Annotated in this window: 21 protein-coding genes and 3 pseudogenes; 17 read left to right on the top strand and 7 right to left on the bottom strand. The window is 66.0% G+C overall.

The window, feature by feature from the left end; all coding sequences use genetic code 11:
- Positions 1–40 precede the first annotated feature (40 nt).
- Entirely contained in the window at positions 41–262 is a 222-nt protein-coding gene (locus tag OG953_RS35890; protein WP_405689434.1) for a hypothetical protein, read from the top strand.
- A 61-nt stretch (positions 263–323) separates the two neighbouring features.
- Positions 324–755, top strand: coding sequence for an SRPBCC family protein (locus OG953_RS35885; protein WP_093893207.1), 432 nt, complete (start codon positions 324–326; stop codon positions 753–755).
- Positions 756–823: 68 nt separating this feature from the next.
- Here OG953_RS35885 and OG953_RS35880 read toward each other — a convergent pair whose 3' ends face one another.
- Positions 824–1,438 carry a PadR family transcriptional regulator gene (locus OG953_RS35880; RefSeq protein ID WP_405689432.1) on the bottom strand — a complete coding sequence of 205 codons (615 nt, stop codon included), beginning with the start codon at positions 1,436–1,438 and terminating at the stop codon, positions 824–826.
- Between the two features lie 370 nt (positions 1,439–1,808).
- On the opposite strand from OG953_RS35880, the gene OG953_RS35875 reads away from it, so the two are divergent.
- The 4 genes from OG953_RS35875 to OG953_RS35860 all read left to right on the top strand — a co-directional run bounded on the left by OG953_RS35875 (position 1,809) and on the right by OG953_RS35860 (position 4,249).
- The gene (locus tag OG953_RS35875; RefSeq protein WP_405692258.1) at positions 1,809–2,297 is read left to right on the top strand and encodes a DUF4265 domain-containing protein; all 489 of its coding nucleotides are present in this window, start codon (positions 1,809–1,811) and stop codon (positions 2,295–2,297) included.
- A 342-nt stretch (positions 2,298–2,639) separates the two neighbouring features.
- The gene (locus tag OG953_RS35870) at positions 2,640–3,236 is read left to right on the top strand and encodes a transposase family protein (RefSeq protein WP_405689430.1); all 597 of its coding nucleotides are present in this window, start codon (positions 2,640–2,642) and stop codon (positions 3,234–3,236) included.
- The gene (locus tag OG953_RS35865) at positions 3,133–3,360 is read left to right on the top strand and encodes a transposase (protein WP_405689428.1); all 228 of its coding nucleotides are present in this window, start codon (positions 3,133–3,135) and stop codon (positions 3,358–3,360) included. Before OG953_RS35870 ends, OG953_RS35865 begins: the two co-directional genes overlap by 104 nt.
- Before the next feature lie 34 nt (positions 3,361–3,394).
- The gene (locus OG953_RS35860; protein WP_405689426.1) at positions 3,395–4,249 is read left to right on the top strand and encodes a transposase; all 855 of its coding nucleotides are present in this window, start codon (positions 3,395–3,397) and stop codon (positions 4,247–4,249) included.
- Positions 4,250–4,289: 40 nt separating this feature from the next.
- Here the strand turns inward: OG953_RS35860 and OG953_RS35855 are convergent, their stop codons facing one another.
- A complete protein-coding gene (locus OG953_RS35855) occupies positions 4,290–4,772 on the bottom strand; it encodes an Imm21 family immunity protein (RefSeq protein ID WP_331734568.1) in 483 nt (160 codons plus the stop codon).
- Positions 4,773–5,168: 396 nt separating this feature from the next.
- Between OG953_RS35855 and OG953_RS35850 the strand changes: the two genes are divergently transcribed.
- Positions 5,169–6,152 carry a hypothetical protein gene (locus OG953_RS35850; protein WP_405689423.1) on the top strand — a complete coding sequence of 328 codons (984 nt, stop codon included), beginning with the start codon at positions 5,169–5,171 and terminating at the stop codon, positions 6,150–6,152.
- Positions 6,153–6,797: 645 nt separating this feature from the next.
- On the opposite strand, the gene OG953_RS35845 is transcribed toward OG953_RS35850, so the two are convergent.
- Both OG953_RS35845 and OG953_RS35840 read right to left on the bottom strand, forming a co-directional pair.
- Positions 6,798–8,186, bottom strand: coding sequence for an IS1380 family transposase (locus OG953_RS35845; RefSeq protein ID WP_405689421.1), 1,389 nt, complete (start codon positions 8,184–8,186; stop codon positions 6,798–6,800).
- 162 nt (positions 8,187–8,348) lie between these two features.
- Positions 8,349–8,501, bottom strand: coding sequence for a hypothetical protein (locus OG953_RS35840; RefSeq protein WP_405689419.1), 153 nt, complete (start codon positions 8,499–8,501; stop codon positions 8,349–8,351).
- A 334-nt stretch (positions 8,502–8,835) separates the two neighbouring features.
- Here OG953_RS35840 and OG953_RS35835 point away from each other — a divergent pair, with 334 nt between their 5' ends.
- The 6 genes and pseudogenes from OG953_RS35835 (at position 8,836) to OG953_RS35810 (ending at position 14,917) form a co-directional block, all read left to right on the top strand.
- A complete protein-coding gene (locus tag OG953_RS35835) occupies positions 8,836–10,038 on the top strand; it encodes an IS110 family transposase (RefSeq protein ID WP_405689417.1) in 1,203 nt (400 codons plus the stop codon).
- Positions 10,039–10,318: 280 nt separating this feature from the next.
- Positions 10,319–10,954: a hypothetical protein gene (locus OG953_RS35830; protein WP_405689415.1), complete on the top strand. Its 636-nt coding sequence runs from the start codon at positions 10,319–10,321 to the stop codon at positions 10,952–10,954.
- An 86-nt stretch (positions 10,955–11,040) separates the two neighbouring features.
- On the top strand, positions 11,041–11,202 hold the full coding sequence (locus OG953_RS35825) for a hypothetical protein (protein WP_405689412.1): 162 nt from the start codon (positions 11,041–11,043) through the stop codon (positions 11,200–11,202).
- Between the two features lie 415 nt (positions 11,203–11,617).
- Positions 11,618–11,749, top strand: a pseudogene (locus OG953_RS35820) (XRE family transcriptional regulator); the annotation flags it as partial.
- 796 nt (positions 11,750–12,545) lie between these two features.
- Positions 12,546–13,937 (top strand): RNA polymerase sigma factor, encoded by a 1,392-nt coding sequence (locus OG953_RS35815; protein ID WP_405689410.1) that lies wholly within the window; start codon positions 12,546–12,548, stop codon positions 13,935–13,937.
- A 710-nt stretch (positions 13,938–14,647) separates the two neighbouring features.
- The gene (locus tag OG953_RS35810) at positions 14,648–14,917 is read left to right on the top strand and encodes a hypothetical protein (protein WP_405689408.1); all 270 of its coding nucleotides are present in this window, start codon (positions 14,648–14,650) and stop codon (positions 14,915–14,917) included.
- Between the two features lie 398 nt (positions 14,918–15,315).
- Here OG953_RS35810 and OG953_RS35805 read toward each other — a convergent pair whose 3' ends face one another.
- Complete coding sequence (locus OG953_RS35805; RefSeq protein WP_405689406.1) at positions 15,316–15,639, bottom strand: hypothetical protein; 324 nt, start codon at positions 15,637–15,639, stop codon at positions 15,316–15,318.
- 173 nt (positions 15,640–15,812) lie between these two features.
- Between OG953_RS35805 and OG953_RS35800 the strand changes: the two genes are divergently transcribed.
- The gene (locus OG953_RS35800; RefSeq protein WP_405689404.1) at positions 15,813–16,001 is read left to right on the top strand and encodes a hypothetical protein; all 189 of its coding nucleotides are present in this window, start codon (positions 15,813–15,815) and stop codon (positions 15,999–16,001) included.
- Positions 16,002–16,159: 158 nt separating this feature from the next.
- Here the strand turns inward: OG953_RS35800 and OG953_RS35795 are convergent.
- A pseudogene (locus OG953_RS35795) lies at positions 16,160–16,303 on the bottom strand (IS5/IS1182 family transposase); the annotation flags it as partial.
- An 839-nt stretch (positions 16,304–17,142) separates the two neighbouring features.
- Here OG953_RS35795 and OG953_RS35790 point away from each other — a divergent pair.
- Positions 17,143–17,571, top strand: a pseudogene (locus OG953_RS35790) (RHS repeat-associated core domain-containing protein); the annotation flags it as partial.
- A 79-nt stretch (positions 17,572–17,650) separates the two neighbouring features.
- Complete coding sequence (locus OG953_RS35785) at positions 17,651–18,082, top strand: hypothetical protein (protein WP_405689402.1); 432 nt, start codon at positions 17,651–17,653, stop codon at positions 18,080–18,082.
- A gap of 149 nt (positions 18,083–18,231) precedes the next feature.
- Here OG953_RS35785 and OG953_RS35780 read toward each other — a convergent pair whose 3' ends face one another.
- A complete protein-coding gene (locus OG953_RS35780) occupies positions 18,232–18,384 on the bottom strand; it encodes a hypothetical protein (RefSeq protein ID WP_405689400.1) in 153 nt (50 codons plus the stop codon).
- Between the two features lie 648 nt (positions 18,385–19,032).
- Here OG953_RS35780 and OG953_RS35775 point away from each other — a divergent pair.
- Positions 19,033–19,311, top strand: a complete 279-nt coding sequence (locus OG953_RS35775; RefSeq protein ID WP_405689397.1) for a hypothetical protein — start codon at positions 19,033–19,035, stop codon at positions 19,309–19,311.
- Positions 19,312–19,321: the final 10 nt, after the last annotated feature.

Genomic DNA, 19,321 nt, shown 5'->3' with positions numbered 1-19,321 from the left:
CCACACCACCCGTACGGCAGCTGGAAGGGAGTCCGCGGACGTGTCCTGGTTGGTCGCCCTACCGGCGCTCGACGGACGGGAGTACGTATACCGGATCCGCGCACCGGCGGACGCCCTGCGCGCCGATCTCTTCTGGGCCGCGTTCCACTGCCATGACGACGGCCCGCACCCGCGCGCCTCCGACCGATTCGATGCCGCACTGATCTGGCTGGTGGGAGCGGAGGGAACGGACCACACAGATCTGACAGTTCATCAGTATTGAATGTTCACGTCGCTGCGACTACGTTCCGCGACACCGTAACCCGCCGAGAAGGGGTGGTCGCATGGCCGAAGTCAGCGCAGAAGCACGCATCGAAGCACCGGCCGAGAAAGTCTGGGCCCAGCTGACGGACTTCACCGCGTACGGCCAGTGGAACGCCACCCACACCAGTTTCCCCAAGGGCGGCCCCACGACACTCGAACTCGCGGCCACCTACGAGGAGAACATGAAGCTCATGGGCTTCCCCGCCGAGGTGACCTGGACGGTGGCGGAGCTGGAGACCGCGCGCCTGCTGGCCACCAAGGGCAAGGGGCCGATGGGCGTCAACCTGGCCATGCGCTACTCACTGACCCCCGACGGGGACGCGACCACAGTACGCATCGACGGGGAGTTCACCGGCGCTGCGGTCTCCCTGATGGCGGGCAAGCTCAAGGACTCGGCGACCGCCGCGCTCGTCGAGTCGCTGCGCAAACTGGGCGGGCTCGTCGCCGCCTGACCGCCACCGGAGCGGCGGGAAGGGCCTCGCGGCTCGGCCACGAGGCCCTCGGCACCCCGCCCACGGGCTCAGTCCTCGTCGGCGAGAATCAGATAGAGCTTCTTACGGGCGTCATTGATGACCGTGAGCGCCTTCTGGCGCTGATCGACCGAGCCGGTCTTCCAGACCTGACCGAACGCCTCCATCAGACCGAAACCGGCCTGCCGGATCTCGTTGACGCTCTCCCAGTCGACTCCGCGCCCGGCTTCCTCCCAGGGCGCGTCGGGACCCGACTCCGCCTCGGTGCGGCCGGTGTCGGTGAGCGTGAACAGCTTCTTGCCGCCCTCGCTCGCGCTGACGATCAGACCCTCGTCCTCCAACAGCTGGAGGGTCGGATAGACCGAGCCCGGGCTGGGCCGCCAGGCCCCGCCGCTGCGCTCACCGATCTCCTGGATCATCTCGTACCCGTGCATCGGCCGGTCCTTCAGCAGCGCCAGGATCGACGCACGTACGTCACCGCGGCGCGCCCTCCCCCGGCCACTGCCCCGGCCGCGTCCGCCACCGAAGGGGCCGCCCCCGAAGGGACCGCCACCGAACGGCGGACCGAACTGCCCGAAGGCCGCCCGCCGCCCCTCGAAGTCGCCCCGACCTTGATGACCGGGCCCGCAGTGCCCATGTCCGTGCTCGTGTCCATGTGAACGCATCGCTACGCTCCTTCCATCGTTGATCTGTCGCGATGCGTCAACGATATATCGGAACCGATCGCTTGACAAACACCTTGATCGGCCTTCGGTTGACCTGTCTCGGTGAAGGGTGATGCGATCTCAAGCAATCTGCGCTGATCCGCTTCCGTCTCGGCGAAGGTTGACGCTTGCCCGTTCGTCTCAGTGAAGGTTGATCGCCTCGGCGCCGACCGTCTGGGACCGTGATCGATCGCCTGCGGTCGTGTTTTAGAAGCCGATCATCTGGAGGCTGTCCGTCGGCGATCATGGCGGGCTGCCAGCCGGACCCGAAGGCGCCCGCCTTCCGCACTCCGCAGTCCGGTCTGGTGGATGCGAAGTGGATGATGGTTCGGTGACGAACATCAGTGACGACCACGTGAAGGTCCATTTCCGCATGGACATAGACGAGGACGGCTGGCCGCCGGCGAGTGTCGAGAGCCTGTGGGCCGTAGACCTCGGCGACAGTACGGTGCGGCTGGACAACACGCCCTGGTTCGTCCGCGGAGTCGCCAGCGGAGACATCATCAGGGTTCAACCGGATGACGAAGGTGTTCTCTGGGCCGGGGAAACGGTGCAGCCCTCGCAGAACTGCACCATTCGGCTCATCGTGCTGAAGGACGGCGGCTCGGCCGCCGCCCGGCAGAGCGTGCTTGAGGTCTTCCACCGCCTCGGCACGACGGGCGAAGGCATCGAGCAGTTCCGGATGGTGGCCTTGGATGTCCCGCCGCAGGCAGACCTGCCGAAAATCCGCGAGCTGTTGGAGCACGGCGAGACGAAGGAGTGGTGGCACTGGGAAGAAGGGTGTGTCACTACCGCCTGGAAATCCGCTGCGCGAGCGTGAGAACAGCGGTGCCCCGTTCAAGCCTGCGGTGAGCCCAGGGCTGCATCGTTCTCGTGCAGGAACCGGCCGCTCAGGTCCGCACGAAGCAAGGTTGGCTCTGTAGGTGGGTTTCGAGAACGTCTGTTGCTCGGCGGCAGGAACGCTCCTGGTTATGTCCATGAGAACGAGGTTCTGGCACAGATCTTGGGGAGCGGTCGCTGAGCGTCACCTTGGTGTTCGATTGTGAGGGGCTGGGTCGCGTGAGACCGCGTACGCCTGGTCGTCCGGTAGCCGAGAATGACGCTCCGTCAAGTCTTTGGTCGTCTCTGCCGTGGTCGGCCGTGAACGGTGATCGTGCTGGTCATGCAGACCGATGCATCATTCTGGGACTCGCTCGTGTTCGACGGTATCGACGAGGTGGACGTCGAAGCGGTGACCGCTGTCTTCGGCACAGTCGAGGTGGTGGCGAGAGGCCGGGTGGCCGGGGCGGAGTGTCCCGACTGCGGCCGCTTCTCAAACCGGGTGCACGACCGCTATCACCGCAGGTTGAAGGATCTTCCGCTCGCTGAGCAGGGCTTCGTGATCCGGTTGATGGTCCGGCGTTTCATCTGTAGGGCGGCGGACTGTCCGCGCCGGACGTTCGCCGAGCCGTTCTCACGGTTGGCCGCCCCGTACGCACGGTTCACCACTCGGCTCAACCACGCCCTGGAGCGAGTAGGGCTCGCCCTGGCCGGGCGGGCCGGCGCCCGGCTGGCTGGCTGGCTGGCTGGCTGCCCAGCTGGGCTTCGGCGCGGGAAGGATGACCTTGCTACGCAGGGTCATGGCATTGCCCGATCCGCAGTTCAGCACGCCGCGTGTGCTGGGCGTGGACGACTTCGCGATCCGCCGCGGGCAGACCTACTCCACCGTCTTGACCTGCGTGGAAGCCCATCGCGTGGTCGATGTGCTCCCGACGCGTGAAGCCGGGCCGCTGGCCGCGTGGCTGATCCGTCACCCCGGCGTGGAGATCATCTGCCGGGACCGATCCGGCGCCTATTGTCGAAGGTGCCCGGCGCGGTGCCCCCGATGCCCTGCAGGTCGCTGACCGGTTCCATCTGTGGCAGGGCCTCGGCCGGGCCGTGGAGACCTGCGTCGCCGCCCACCGCGACTGCCTGCGCAGCCCGTCGCCCAGCGGCACACTGCTGGAGGCGATCAGCCCAGAGTCCAGTCGGCCGCAGGACGACTGCGAACCCATCGGCCGGCGGGCCGAGCGCAAGAAGGCCGCACACGCCCTGGTCCACCAGATGCTCACCCAAGGCCACTCACGCCGGGCGATCGCCCGGCACCTGGGCTGGGGCCTCAACACCGTGCTCCGGTACGCGACCGCCGCACGCTGGCAGGACACCATCCGCGAGAACCGGCCCCGGTCCAGCAGGCTGGACCCCTACAAGCCCTACCTGGAACGGCGATTTGCCGAGGGATGCACCAGCGTCACCCACCTCCACCGTGAACTCCTCGCCGACAACGCGCCCGTCACCTACCAGATGGTTCGCGCCCACATCGCCACTTTGCGCACGGCTCCGGCCAGCGCGCCGCCGCGGCCTCCGACAGTGCGGCAGGTAACCGGCTGGCTCACCCGTCACCCCACGGCCCTGACCGAGGAGGAACGTACCGCCCTGAAGAATGTCCTGGCTCGCTGTCCCGAACTGGACGTGGCCGCCGGGCATGTCCGTGGCTTCGGAGAGTTACTCACGGGCCGCCTCGGCGCCATGCTCCCTGCCTGGATCGACGCGGTCGAGGCCAGCCAACTACCCGGCCTCACCGGCTTCGCGCTTCACCTGCTCCGTGACCGCGACGCCGTGACAGCCGGCCTCACCTTGGACTGGAGTTCCGGCAGCATCGAAGGCGCCGTGAACCGCATCAAGAAGATCAAGAGGCAGCTCTACGGGCGAGCCGGATTCGAACTCCTACGCAAGATGATCCTGCTTCAGTGACCCTCAGCCACGACTCCCCAGGATCTGTACCAACGTCGGGTCAGGCCAGCTCGACAAATCGGTGGACACGAAAGGACGTCAGGTGATCGGGTTCGACGCTTGCCGAGTCCACCCGGTAGCGGCCAGCACCGAGTTCGAGAGCGGTGCTGGCCGTGAGTGTCCCTACTTCGGTGCCGAAGTAGGCGGCATCGAACATGACGAGCTCGCCAGTAGTGCTCAGTTCAGGCCCTTCCTCCCACTCTGCGGTGAGAAGTCCAACCCGGATGATGTCAGCGACACCTTCCTCGCTCTCCGCGTAGCACCAGCGGACGAGGACTCGGTACTCAGGAAGGTAGGCGGTGGACAGAGGTTCGTCCCCGAGGACGAGCGCCTCGGCTCCGTCGGCCAGTGCGAGGACTCCAACGAGATCCATCACCTCGCAGGCCCGGTCGTAGTCGCCCTCCGTTCCCGACCAGTGCACCAGCGCGGAGCGTGGAACCACGATGAACGGGCCGCCCTCCGTCTCCAGCCACGTCAAAGACACGCCGCCTCCAGCTTCAGGATCTCAGTTTCGTGGCGACAGCGTATGTGCCGGGTCGGACAGGGCGGCCTCATGCCTGTGGTGGTCGGGGTGCGCGGTGACGGGCCCGAGGTCCGCGACTATCCCTTGCAATCGAACGATGCCGTCACCCTCCGCGATCGCTCCCCAAGATCTGTGCCAGAACCTCGTTCTCATGGACATAGCCACGCTCCCCTCCCCCGGAAAGTGATGTTGCCGAGTTCCGAGAACGCCTCAGTGCTTGCTTCAGGACCGTGGTTGCGCTCAGCACGATGTACCGAGGAGAACTCGGCCTGATGTGACCAGGCGCCGTGTGTCATCACGGACGGGCTCGCGGCAATCCGTTCGCGTGGCGTCTTCCCGGCCACGTACGGTCTGCGCATGACCAGGACCACGCCGACCAGACCGGCATCCGTGGAAGCCGTCTTCCCGGAGCTGGCCGCCCACCGAGGCCGGACGACCCGGCTGCACCCCAGGCCGGGACGGCCCGGCATGCGCGACAGCCATGTCGGCGGGCCGATCCTGTGGCCGGACCTCGAACCGTGGCCGGTCTGCCACGAACCACACCAGCGCGAGACCGAGGGGTACGTGCCGGACGAGATCCGCAGCGCCCGGGCCGCGGGCGTGTGGCCGTGGCCCGGCGCCGGAACGCCTGGGCAGGACGGACCGGCGCCGTTCGTGGGGCTCGCCCAGTTCTTCCGCCGGGATGTCCCGGGCCTGGCTGCCGGGCCTGACGGTGCGGACCTGGTGCAGCTCTTCCGCTGCCCGTTCACCCACGGTCCGTACCTGGAGCGCCGCTACCGCCTGCAGTGGCGACGGGCCGAGGAGACCGAGCGCGCGGAACGCTTCCTCGCCGCCCCGCCCGAAGTGCCCCTGCTGCGATGGGAGCACGAACTCCCCGAGCCGTGTGTCCTGCATCCCGAAGAGGTGGACACCTATCCCTGGGCGGAGGACGACACGCTGCCCGCCCCACTGATCGCCCTCATCGACTCCTGGGACGACGCCCAGGCGGCGGAACACGGCCCCGACGCCCCCAGCTACCAGTCCGACCTTTCGATCCCGCCCGGATGGCGGGTCGGTGGCTTTCCCAGCTGGGCGTCTACGGGCCCGATGGCTATCGGCTGCGCATCCTGCGCGACCCCGATGCGGCTGCTGCTGACCGCCGGCGGCGATGAGATGGACGCCGACTCGCACAGCTGGATGCCGCTGGAGGACCGCGACCCGTCCCTGCGAGGGAAGGCCTCGATCCAGGGCGGTCCGTCCATTGCCCAACCCACTCGGCTGCGCTTCGGCCGGGACCGGGACCTGCACGTTTTCACCTGCCCGGCCGACCCCGGACACCCGCCCCAATGGGTGCTTTCCTAGGGCGCTTCAGGGCGACGGACTTGACCAGCGAGCTGGCTGCTGCAGGCTGCCGTCCCACGACACGCGCAGCGCCCTGTTCCTACTTCTCGCCAACATTTCCCACAGCAGCCGTCCGCGGTCGTTCCCAGAATCCGGCAACAACCGTTTCTGCATGTGGCCTACGTAGCCACAAGGTCATCTAGCCACTTTCAAAACACGGCCTAGCTCCGCTGCGGCTGCTCAGGCCAGCCGCGGGACAACCGGTAGCACTTGCGCGAGCACCATCGCCGAGTCCAGCCATCCTTTCGGCGGTCTAGTGGCTTCTGGCACTGTCCGCAGGCCACCGGCTTGAAGAAGATGGATGGGTCAACACCCCCAGACGACCATGTGCGGCAACGGCGGCTGCACCAGCGGCGAGGGGGATCGGTGAGCGATTTCGCTCCTAGTCGCCGTCACCTGCGGATCACGGTCAAGCAGGATCAACCGGTCTCGCTCCAGCCACGACTCAGCCCGGATCCACCGGCTTGATTGTGGTGTGATTGGTTCGGGGTCGTGCAGGGCGTGTCGGGGCTGAGTTGCGGATTCGGGCGTGAGGTGGCTGGTCTGTCCAGCTTTTCCACTTTTCCGCAGGTGTCGGGCCCTTTCGGGCAGGTCGGTCAGGGAGTGTCAGAGGGCTGGTGGCGCGTGCACGATGCTGAAGAGCTGGGTGAAGTCCGTGCTCCAGGGCCAGCGTTCGGGTAGGTGCAGGGTGAGGCGGCGGGCCGAGCGGGCCAGGCGGGCGGGCACGTTGATCAGGTGGTCACGGATGGTGGCGGTGGTCGCTCTGGCATGGAACGTTCCGGCCAGTGCGCCGGCGGCGCGGGTCAGGTTGTGTGCCAGGGCTGCCAGGGCGAGCCACGCGGCATTGGCCTGGAAATGTCCGGAGGGCGCGTGGGCGAAGGCGCTGTTCTTGACATCCGCGATCACCTGCTCGACGACAGCGTGCCGTCGGTGATCACGCTCGGCATTGTTCAAGGAGAGCGGGGAGTCGGTGAACGCGGCGTGGTAGCGCCAGGTGTCAAACAGCGTGCCCTGTCCGGCGGGGACGGCTTCAGCGCTCAGGCGTTTGACGCGGCGCACGATCAGACGGGCGGTGACCTGCTGCTTCTTCGGCTTGGAGGTGAAGGCGGTGTAGCCGGTCTCGGCTATCTCGGCGTCGGAGATCCAGCACTGGCCCTCCTCGTCCCAGACCGCCTGGGGGTACTTGATCGGCGTCCAGGCGTCCTCATCGATGCGGGCGATGGCGGCCTTGACGGAAGCATTCATCCGCACGGTGATGGAGAACCGCGCGCCCAGCGCCCGGCAGGAGTTGACGACATCGGCGCCGTAGAACGCCGAGTCCGCCCGCATCACCAGCAGGCCACTGGCGCCGCAGGCGCGAGCGGTGCGGATGGTCTCGGCGACGAATGCCGCCGCCCCGCGCGCGGAGTTCGATGGTCCCTTGCGCAGCCTCGTGGCGGCGATCACCGGGGCGGCCAGGGGTGTGGAGACGATGCCGAGCAGCGCGTTCAGGCCCTTGACCTTGCTGTATCCGTAACCGGCTCCCTGCTTGGCGTAGCCGTAGGTGCGGCGGATGGTGTCGTCGATGTCCACGTAGGCGACCTGGCCCGCGCCGGGCAGCAACGGCGCGTGACGGGCCAGTTCGGGAAGGAACCGGCGGGCCACAGCATGCAGTTGCTTCACATGCCCGTGCGTGAAGGAACGCAGAAACGACCCCAGCGTGGACGGGGCCCGCACACCGGAGAAAAGGCGGCCCATCGCGCCGTGCCGTAGCCGGTGCATGTCATCGATGCTGTCGGCGCCCGCGACCATGCCGCCCACCAGCGACATCACTTTCGCCGCGGGGAAGGCACCGGTGCCGTCCTTCGAGGCCGGCAGACGGATGTATTCCCCGACCAGTGCGGGCAGACCGCACCGCTCGGCCAACCGCACCACCGGCTCCAGGCCGCCGTACGCGATCAGGTTCGGGTCGTCGAACGCGGATGAGACCGCCGCTGCGGCATGGGAAGATTGCATCTCGGAAGTGCCTTGCTGATCGTGCCTGATGTGGTCCTAGAGAAACCCCATCATCGCAGGTCACAAGGCACTTCTTCGTTCCCCGAGAAACTGTCCACAGACATCAAGCCGGTGGATCCAGGCTGAATCGCACCGTCCGCTCCGGACAGAGTGTTGCTCCGGTCAGTCGTCGGGGGTGGTGTTGACGGCGCCGCATGACCAGCAGTTCCATTTGCCGGGTAGTTCGTAGTGGGTCGTTGTCCAGAACCCTTTGGGGCGGCCCTTGATGTAGTTGGTCTCCCAGCAGTCCCAGCACTCGAACTCGAAGTCCTCCATGTGCCAAGGATGATGCCGCCGAAAGCCGGTTGGGGCTCGATCACGGCAGAACGCGGAGGGTCCTGGGGGCGCCTCTCGCTGACGATCAACCATCCTGGTCCCCCCGTTACCTTCTTCGTGGCCCCGCAACGGGGCTCCCGGCCTCCGGCTCGGCATGACTGTTCCCCCCTGTAGTTCGCATGATCCGGGGGTGGTGTCACCGGGCCGGAGGCACCGGTAGACCGCTGATAGGGGCAGGACCACCAGCTCGCTGGGAGGCTCTTCGTAACGTGGATGCCGGCGACTGGTGCCACGCCAACGAGGCCGGGACAGCACGACCTCGTAAGGGACCAACGTGATCGACACCGGTGATGTGGACGTCTTCCTCGGCCTGGACGTCGGCAAGGGAGAGCACCACGGGACCGCCCTGACCCCAGCTGGCAAGCGGGTCTTCGACAAGCGGCTGCCGAACAGCGAACCCAAGATGCGGGCCGTGCTGGACAAGCTCTCCGCCAAGCACGGAACGGTCCTGGTGGTGGTCGACCAGCCGGCCTCCATCGGCGCCCTGCCCTTGGCGGTCGCCCGCGACGCCGGATGCCGCGTCGCTTACCTGCCTGGTCTGACGATGCGCCGCATCGCCGACCTCTACCCCGGCGAGGCCAAGACCGACGCACGCGACGCCGCGATCATCGCTGACGCCGCCCGCACCATGCCGCACACCCTGCGCGGCATCGAGCTCACCGACGAGACCATCGCCGAGCTGGAGATGATCGTCGGCTTCGACGACGACCTCGCCGGCGAGGCGACCCGCATCGCCAACCGCCTGCGCGGACGACTCACCCAGATCCACCCGCACCTGGAACGCGTGCTGGGCCCCAGGCTCGACCACCCGGCGGTCCTCGCCCTGCTGGAGCGGTTCGGCTCACCGGCAGCACTCCGCAAGGCCGGACGCCGCCGCCTCCTCAGCGTCGCCCGGCCCCTGGCCCCGCGCATGTTCGAACGCCTCATCGAGGACGTCCTTGCCGCGCTCGACGAGCAGACCGTGGTCGTCCCGGGCACCGAGGCGACCGCGCTGATTGTGCCGAGCCTGGCCGGCTCACTGCGAGCCGTTCTCGACCAGCGCAAGTTCCTGGAGAAGCGCATCCAGGAGCTGCTGGACGAGCACCCGCTGTCCAAGGTCCTCACCTCCATGCCCGGCATCGGCACCAGGACCGGCGCCCGCGTCCTGATCGACGTCGGCGACGCGAGCGCCTTCCCGACCGCCGCCCACCTCGCCTCCTACGCCGGGCTCGCCCCCGCCACCCGCAGCTCCGGCTCCTCCATACGCGGCGAGCAACCCTCCCGCCGAGGCAACAAGCAGCTGAAACGCGCGTTCTTCCTGGCCGCGTTCGCCTCGCTCAGCGACCCGGCCTCCCGGGCCTACTACGACAAGAAGATCAACCAGGGAAAGCGGCACACCCAGGCCCTCCTCTGCCTGGCCAGACGCCGGGTCGACGTCCTGTTCGCCATGCTCCGCGACGGCACCTTCTACGAACCCCGACCCGCCGGGTCAGCCTGAATCAACAAGACTCAGGATCCCCGCACACCGGACAGTCGTACTCGTCCCTCGAATCCATGACGACTGGGTGCCCACAGAAGACACAGGGACGCATGCCCTCGTCCGCAGGCACCACCACAGCTGGCTCATCCTCCATGCCGACCACAGTGCCAGCCGATCCCCCCGACAGTCACCAACCCCCTTGACCAAACACATAGGGGCACCCCCCCGAGGATCGAGCGCCGGGACTGCAGTCAAGGCCCTGGACGACCATCTTGCCGGAGAACTCCAGCCGGCCTGCATGAAGGCAGCCCTACAAGAAGACCTTCTCGCGCTCGCGCAGGAGCTCATTGCCGGCGAGGCGCTCCGCTACTTCACCAACCGGCTGGATGAACTCAACCTGCCGGACGTACCCGCCAACCACACCGTTCGCCTGGTCGACGCCGTCGGGAAAGTTTCAGCACACCGCCCTCTCGGTGAGATCTACAACCTGGCGTGGCGCGCGACGCGTGCCGCCGCCGAGGCGACGCAGAAGAACCCCCGAGCGTCGCGGGCGAACATGACCACCTTCGCGGTGAACCAGCTCGAGTCGCTCGCGAAGCGTGCCGTCGACGAGCCCGACTGGTCGATCAAGCCGTTCAGCGAGAACCAGCGCTACGGTGCGGCCGCCATGACCCGAGTTCTGTTCTTCAACGTGCTCGACGCCAACCCCTCGATGCAGCGCTTCCCTCGCTCCGGGCATCTCTTCCCGCGCCCGTTCCGGAGTATGACGACGGCGGTACTGCCGAGCCCGACAGCGCCCCAGGTCCGGAATGGGAAACTCCCGCTGATCTCGCCTGGCTGGGCGCCAACCAGCAATCATGGAACCCTATGGGGGTTCCGCGGCTTCTCAACGCGATCAACAAGAAAGCGAGCGACTCGCCCGACCCGCAGGTAGACGACCGGGTCCTGGCCCGCGGAGCGACACATCTGAAGGTCCTGTACGAGAACCTCATGCCGCACCTCGGCGCACACCATGCGGCCATGGCAGTGTTCGGTGCCGCGCCACTGCTGACCCACCCGCTGAGCTTCACCGACGAGCCGTGCACGAGTGGTGAATTCCTTCAGGAGCTGATGTCAAACTTCCTGGTGAAGATCAAGGAAGAGCAGGATGCCATTGCCCCGACCGACGACGTGCCGGACTAGAAAGCGCATGTACGACGGGATCTCCGATGTGCTGGACGGCATCAAGAGGCGCCGGCGGGCCGCGGCGGGTCCGCCAGCGTCGTCTGGAAGAGCGCGGAAATCAAGATTCCCCAACAGCGTCAGGTACCCAGGCGAGCACAACCTCGTCCGTGCTGGCCGCAGGCCGGTACGGCTGGCCTGGTCCTGCCGTACCGAGCTTGGTTGGGCCACCCCCGGAAGCAGGGCAGGTCGACGAGTGCCGCCAGGACCCCGCTCGAGCAGTATCACCGCATCAAGTGGGCCGAAGTACTTGATCTGGCGGCAGACTCAGCTCGAACCAGACCACTTTGCCGGTCGAGAGGCGTGCCCCCCACCACCTGGCCAGGTGGTTCACGACCAAGAGGCCGCGTCCGCCTTCGTCCATGTCGCGTGCCCGGCGCTGTCGGGGCAGCTGCGGGGCGTCGTCGCCGAAGGACTCCAGGAGCAGTACTTCAAGGACCGCGGTCGCCGCGCCGCCGGGCTCCAGGTGGAGCTCACCGACATCGACTACATCGAGCTCGACTTCTGAAGCAGATCGCGAGAGGCCGGACCCGGCGTGCCGGGTCCGGCCTCTTCGGCGTCCTCGTGCGCCAACACGAGGATGCAAGGTCCCTTGTCAGCAGTGGTTGGAGCCATTCGCATCAGGGGAACGCCGTGCATCGGAGCAACGGTCATCCGGATCGTGACAGCCCACCCACGCAGCGGCAAGTGAAATTGGGACAGCCGTGCACCAACACATACCTCACGGAGAAGCGGGAGTCCGAGGGGGCTCAGCGGCAAAGCTCCCGGTGCAGCTCACAGGCAGGCCACGAGGTTGATGCGCAGCGTCTCAGGGTTATAGCGACTGTCCTATCTTCAGGTCCGACTATTTCTGCTCTGAGACGGCTACGCAACAAAGGCACCCCGGAGAGTAATCAGACTGGCACGATGCTGTGTACATCACATGACGGCGCCAACCGTCTGTGATGGGGATCGAGTTGGAGCCATCCGCATCACACAGTGCCGGCGCGTAAATGCGCCGACGAAACCTTTGGAGAACGCCTTGCTGCCGTACTGCACGACGACGACCTGCGTCATGCCCGCCCCGGCCACTGCTGTCCGGCTGGGTGGCACAGAGGCCGCCGTACTCATCGTGATCATTATTCTTGCTGCCGTCCTTGCCAGAACAGGGACTCCGCCCACCGAAGTCATTGCGTTGCTTACCGGGGCCGGCCTGGCCGGTACAACCGTCACCACACTCACCGCGCGCGGTCCTGAGTCAGCACTCAGGACCCTCGTCCAAAGAATCCTGGGACCCGCGCAGCGGTAACGAACGCCGATAGCCCATGGGTCGCCCGGAAAAAGACATCCCTTACCCAAACAGCGCTTTAGGGAAGCTTGCTACGCACCTTCGTTTACAACGGGCACGTATGGGCCTCGCATACAGCCAGTTGGAGGCGCTCACCCAGGTGAACGCCTCCAACCTTTCGCGCGCCGCCAACGGCATAACGCTCCCCACTCTGGAGGTGGTGCTTGCCTACGACCACGCCTGCGGTGGGGGCACTGGCAATGTCCGTGAACTGTGGGAGATGGCTCAAGCGGAGAAACGGCGGCGCACTCATGGGCCTACTGTGTCTGCGCCGCGCCTGGACCTGGTACGCGACCGCGCGGATCTCAGCGCCGTGCTCGTGAGGGCATACAAGCAATGCGGCTCACCCAGCATGAGGGTCATGGAGCAGCGTGCGAATACCAGGGGGAGGGAATTCGGTCCGCTCTCCCGCTCAAGCGCGCATCGCATCGTCAACCGGCAGACGGTTCCGACCACCTTGCACCAATTACATTCTTTTCTCCACGCATGCGGCATCCCTGACGCAGAGTTCGCGCCTTGGACGCAGGCGTGGAAACGGGCACAAGGCCAGCAGCATGTCGAGCGCTCAGAGAAGAAGGCTCCGGCATCTCCGCTCAGGCAAGTGACGTTGAAGCCCATCGACATGATGCGCTCGGCGGGCTTCAGCCCCGAAGAGGACTACCGGAGCTTCACTCGTCCATGGACCTGCCGCTGTCTGTTGTGCCGTGCGATCGTCCGCGTCCGGCTCTCGGACGCCTCTGAAGGAAACGCTCGCTGCCCTGTGTGCTCACGAGACGGCAGCACACAGACCGCCCGCTCCCATGACGTCGTCGGCCGTCGGCTCCCGGCTGCCACGGCAGCGGATGATTTCACGCTGTTCTTCACGGCGCACAAGCAAAATTTCATGCGTATCGCTGTGGCTCGGCTCCGCAATCTCCACGATGCTGACGAAGCACTCATGGACGCCGCCATAAAGATGCACTTCAATTGGCACCGCATCAGGTCCCATGGCAACCCCATCGCCCTTGCCTACGCGATCCTCAACAGCGCGACCACGGACTTCTACCGGCGACGCGCCCGCCACGCCGCCCGCGAGATCCCCGTGTCAGGCATGTCCCCCACGACGTACACGGCCATGCCCCCCGTCGACGCCGTGCACAATTTCGACGGGCTCGAACGCGCTCTGGCCGGCCTCGAAGGCCGTTGGCCCTTGCAGGCCGCGTGCATCAGGCTGAACTACCTCGCCGACAAGAACCTCACCGAGATCGCCGCCTACCTCGACATCACGGAAGGTGCCGCAAAAACAAACATCCACCTCGGACTCAGGACTCTGCGCGCACTGATGGACCTTCCCAGACCCGGCGCGTCGCGCTTCAAAGACCAGTCCTGATCGTCCGGGCCAACCTGAACGGAGAGCAGGATCCGCGGACCCTATCGACAGGGGAACCCTCCGAGGCTTCGGTCATGACCGAACGCGATGCGCCTCGGCACGTCCCGACGCGAGCACGGCGCGGGCAGATCTCAGCGTGCCGAGAATGGGAGCGGGCTCAGGAACCGGTGACGTTCTGGCGCTTCAGCTGGTCGGGGGCGCCATTCGGCCGGATCTTCGGATCGCCCGTGGTGGGTGGTGCGCCGGTGGCACACCTGGAGAGAGTGGTGTGAGCTGCGTCACATGGCGGTGCAGGTGGGGGCACCGTGTGTAACCGGATGGGCATCTTCCGCACAGAACGCGTATCTCAGAGGTAACCCTGACGGGGCTCCGATTCGGTGAGTAAGGGTGAGAACACGTTGTGTTCTCCCCTTGGTCGCAATGACGCGGCCCGGGGAGCCCCAACTGCCCAATGAAGGAGGCTTCGTGAAGCTCCACCAGACCCGATACGCGCTCGCTCTCGCCCGCGCCTTCCGGACGCTCGCCGTGTGCTTCGAAGCCGTCGTACGACGCTCTGACCGCATCGGCCGACGCGCCTGCGGACCCCGCCCGACACCACTGTCCCTCCGGCCCGTGCGGTTGGCCCAGAGTGAACCTGGAGCCACCCTCGTCCGCCGTCAGGCTCTGCTCCGAACCGCAGCCGCCGGTCCGGGAGCCGCCTGGAGGAGCCAGTGACCGACACCTTTGGCCGGGAATACGACCTGGCCAACCCCGAACCGGAACCCGATCCTGAGCCCGAGCCGGTCAAATTGCCGCCGGACTTCGATGCCTTCTTCCGCATAGCCCTGAACCGGCTGCACGACCCCCGCGACGCGGACGAGGCCCTGAGCGACGCGGCGATGGTGATGTACAAGAAGTGGGAGCGCATCCTCGCCCACCCGAATCCGATCGCGCTGGCGCACCGGATCCTGGACAACAAGCTCACCGACTTCGGGCCTTGACCCAAGGCCGGGTAGTTAACGTTTTCGCAGGTCATGCAAGGGGCGTTGGTGACCATGTCGTGGCGGCTTAGAGCCCGGGGCCGAGCTTGTGGATGAGGCCGGTCTCGGCCCATCTGGAGAGCTGTCGATACATGGTTTCCATGGTGATGTCGCCGAAGTGGGAGGCGATGTCGCGGGGGCGCCAGAGGCGGGTGGGGTCTTCTTCGAGCAGAGCCAGGATCCGGTGGCGGCGGCGATCGGCGGGGGCGGTGTGCCGGTCGTCGCGGGAGACGGCGGGGAGCTGGGGTGCGCTTCGCAGGGCTCGAGGACGCTGATGTCGAGACCGGTGATGGACCTCTCGGCCTCGGCCGCCAACTTTGGGGGAGTAATTGTCAATTCCTGTGGAGCGGTGGTGCGCTTCAGCCTTCCTCAGGCTTCTGACCGTTGGCTTCGAGGAGGCGGCGGAGACGTCGGATCTCGGCGATCAGGCGGGGAATGTCCTGGCGGGCGTTGGCGATGAAGTTGGCGTTCTCGTCCCAGCGTTCGTCCGCGACGTCGACATATCGTGGCTGCTGAACCAGGGTGGCGGCCACGATCTGCCGGTGGTAGAAGTCTGGCCAGCGTTCGCCGGCTCCGGTGTCGGGGACAGTGCTGATGGCGACGAGGCTCATGGCAAAGTCGTCGTCCAGTTGGCGCACGTGCCAGGGGCCGGGAGTCGCAGCACCGGCAAGCTCCTCGATCACGGCGAGTTCCTCGTCGGCCGACTGCCTGGTAGACCTCGGAGCGGGAGAGGATCTCGCCGGTGGCGGGGAAGTCGAGCCAGGACTGCAGGACGGCCGCGGGGTCAGGGTGCTTGCCGAGTTCGTCGTCGCTGAGCAGCCGCAGCACACTGTCGTCTTCGTCCTCGGCGGCCGGGATGGCCGCCGCCGTGTTCAGGAACCGGTCGGGGCGCGTCCGGCTCGGCGACGCGCAGCCGCTGTTCGAGGAGGCCCGGCAGGCGGTGCGCGAGACCCGGGCGCACCACATGGCCGACAACGGTCCGCGCGTCCGCATTGTTGACCGGTGTCAGGCCCTGCTCGACAACCGGGGCCTGCAGTCGTCGTGACTCATGACGGTGAGGAATCGGATGGTGCGTCGTCCGTGCGGCCAGCTCCGAGAGTGCGTCGTGGGGTCTGCGGGGCCGGGATAGGGGCCCCAAGCACTCCACGGGCCCGCAACTCGCTGAGGTCTGAGAGAGTGGCGACGCTTCCACATCTTGAGGCGCCGGCCGCGAAACGGAACTCGGACGGGTCCGCCGGCGCCTTGATACGCCTTGTCCGCCCAACACCGGAGTCCTGCTTCGGTAAGGGCTTCGATGATCCCGTGCTGTCGCGCGGCGGTCAGGTCGTGAGCCGATCCGGGCGTGGCGAGCGGTGTAGCCAGGGTGGTTGGGTTTACTGACGGGCTGCGGAGAGGCGGCCGTCGAAGGTGATGTCGAAGGCGTTGAGTGCGGTCTTCCAGCGAGAGACTGTGGCCCCGCCTACTGGCGGAGCCACAGTCAGGGAGAGACGCAACGGGGCTCAGTGCCGTCGCTGGGAGTGATTTGTCTGGGTCATTTCCGCGTGCAACGCTTGAGGATCATCCGAAATATTTCGCAAACCACGGCCGCAGTGAGGATGACGAAGATTGATTGCTGAGCTATGGAGGCATAGCCCGGCCCGTCAGGGGTGTCCAGAGCCATCGCTCCTACCAGGAGCCAACATCCCAAGAGGGCAAGGGTTCCCTTGCTTTCATTCTCCCGCATCAGAATCGTCCTCTCCACGACCGGTATGTGTATCGGGGATACCAGCGCGGGGTGACACTGTTGTGCACGTATGCAAGCCCGTTCCACACAAACCTCTTGGCATGCCGGTAGGTGTTTCGCCCGTACCAGTAGGTGTCAGCAACGCTGGCCACACCGGTAGCGCCCCATACGCACTTAGCTTTGCCCCATCCGCCCCTGCAAGCTCGCCGAATATTGCGGAGTTTCCAGGCGCTCTTAGCTGAACTGCGCCCCCAGCCCCCCGGCGAGAACCCGAGGCCGAAATTTACGGCTGAGTGCAGCATGTCAGCGCTGGCGTGTCGCTGTCGGTGCTTCCGCCATTTCCTCACCCAGTGCACCGGGTTCCACCAGGCTCGTCCGTCGAGGTCGTATTGGTTGATGGGGTCGCCGGGGTAGGCGTAGCGGTTGTCGCCGCCGCCGTATACGGGGTCGGTGGAGAGGAAGCGTCCGCCTCTACAACCCCACCACCGGACGCTTCCTCTCCACCGACCCCGTATACGGAGGTAACGCCAACGCCTACGAATACGTCCACGCCGACCCCCTCAACAAATACGACCTCGACGGACGGCGATGGGGTTGGGCCAAGCGGGGCTATCGTTGGGCGAAGTCGGGTTACCGGTCTACCCGATCGTTCTTCCACCGCACCCCGAAAAAGTGGATGGTCTTCGGGCAAAGCAACCGACATTTCGTCATGCGGAAGCACAAGCCAGGCTTCCACTGGGGTAACCACCAGAACCGCATCGAGTGGGACAAGCACCACGGCTGGCACTTCAACAGGGCAGGTAGCAAGGGCCACTACAGTGTGAAGCGTGGTTTTTGGAACCTCGGCAAGGACAGTGTGCGCTGGGCCTTGCGCCGTGGCTGGCGCCGCTAGTGTCTGCCGATGTCTTGGGTGGCCGGGTTAAACCGCCGGCCACCCGATCCCTGACCACGCAACACCGAAGGAAAGCACATTGAACTTCACGTCCTCCAGCGACGCCGACATGGAAGTCTTCCTGTCCGTGGTCGGCAAGCATCTGGGCAAGATCGGCGCGGATACCGTGATCGATCTGTATGTGGATGTAGCCATCACTGATCCGGAGTCGAAGCGTGTCTTCGAAGAGATGATCAAGGAGGCAAGGTCTGCTCAGGGGCCGGGATCCGACAGACGTAAGGACCGTCTCATGGCGGTGCCACTCGATCTGCTCTCTGAAAAGGGACTGAAACGCTTCTCACTCCTCGCGCATCGCACCATTGGATGCGAAGCATCTCTGGGCAACGAGCTTGTCTTCTCGACCGTTGAGAACGAGCGTATTGTCTGCCTCGATCTGCCGCAGGCTGACATCGAGGCGCTCGAATCACAGGCTCGACAGGCTGGCGCGGAGTCTCTGTCACACGTCGCCTAGCAACAATGAGGCTTGCTGCCTGAGCATCAGAACCACAAGGAACAGCCCCCGGTCTGGGACTACCCCAGACGCTGTTGGTTAATTCGGTGGCTGGTCCTGCTTCGCCCCGTCGAGCATGAGCTCGGCGGGGCGAAGTGCTGCGAAGCGGCCTAGCCGATCGCGGCGACGGCGGGTGCGATGCGTTCGGCGATCTGGTGGGTGTAGCTGACCGGGTGCCGGTCGGGCAGCACCTGGATCTCGCTGATGCCCAGGGCGGCGTACGCCTCGGCGTCGGCGAGGAACGCGGCCGGCTTGTCCAGCACCGGCCGTTGTACATCACGGTCTTGGTGATGGCGTCGTAGTCGCGGTCCTCCGCGGCGCAGTGGGCGCGCAGCACGTCGAGCTTGTGGGCCACTTCCTCCTGGCCGATGGCGAAGAGATTGCAGGCGTCCCCGTAGCGGGCGACCAGGAGCAGGGTCTTCTGCTCGCCCCGCCGCCGATCATGATGGGCGGGTGCCCGCCGATCGGTTCGGGTACGCACAGCGTCTCGGCCAGCTGGGCCTGCCCCGGGGGCGACCGGTCTTGGTCAGGACTTGCACGGTGGGAGATCCTGCGCGGTCAGTAGCCCTCGAACGGTTCTCAGTATGTCCTTCGATGCGCCGGTGAGCTCATCGTCGCTACGGTTTCCTCGGCGCCAGTGTGGGAACCGTCCACTGCCTGTACGCCCGAGCCTGGGGACACTGCGGCACCTACATCACCATGTGGACCGGCATCAGAGCCGGTCTGGGCACCGCGCGAGGATGGGGCGGAACAGTCCGCCACGCCTGGAAGTGGTGGCGCGGCCGTCGCGGCTAATGTGACGCCCAGCTACCTGCGGTAACCACGCACACTACAGCAAAGCGAGTCGCGGGTGGGCAGAAGAGCCCTCTGCCCACCCGCGAACTCCGCCCAAAAACCCGGGAGAGCATGACATGTCCACATGGCAGATAACGGCCTTCCTCCTCGCTCACTCGTCAGGGGTCCAAAGCCTCAACCACATCGAGGAGTTTTCTGGCACAGCAGAGGAAGCGCAAGAGCGTCTGCTCCAGCAGACGAAGACCTGCACCAATGACGTTTCCAAAGAAGTACGCAGGCGGGTCTTTGCCCATCAGCACAAGACGGCGTACCGCGTTGAGGTCGAAGGAAAATGGTCCACGGAGGAGTACCTCTTGGAACTCTCCGAGCTCGTATTCGACTCTCAACTGCAATGACGCCTAAAGA

Origin of the sequence: Streptomyces sp. NBC_00057, assembly GCF_045041165.1 — a bacterium.
GTDB lineage: Bacteria > Actinomycetota > Actinomycetes > Streptomycetales > Streptomycetaceae > Streptomyces.
Note: the sequence above shows the minus strand (reverse complement) of the source record. Positions and strands in the feature narration are given on the sequence as shown.